Below are 265 nucleotides of genomic sequence, written 5' to 3'. Positions count from 1 at the left end.
ACCTCTTATCTTCACCTGATCATCTTTCCGCCTTACAAACACGATGTTGCCGTCAGGCAGCCAGTAGCCAAGATCTCCGGTGCGGTATAACTTCGAACCGGGATTAACAGGATTCGCAATAAATCTCTCTGCTGTCAGCACTGGCAGGTTCAGGTAGCCACGGGCCACACCGGCGCCGCCAATGCAGATTTCCCCCGCTACGCCTACAGGCGACAGCCGGGTGTTATCATCGAGAATAAATATGTTTTCATTCAGCAACGGTTTG

1 protein-coding gene is annotated in these 265 nt (G+C 52.1%); it reads right to left on the bottom strand.

What is annotated here, in order from left to right:
- Positions 1-265 (bottom strand): AMP-binding protein (locus tag ICL55_RS35040; protein WP_188106740.1); only part of this gene is annotated, 265 nt, incomplete at both ends.

It is taken from the genome of Chitinophaga varians (assembly GCF_014529945.1).
GTDB lineage: Bacteria > Bacteroidota > Bacteroidia > Chitinophagales > Chitinophagaceae > Chitinophaga > Chitinophaga varians.
This window is presented reverse-complemented; position numbering and strand designations above follow the sequence as displayed.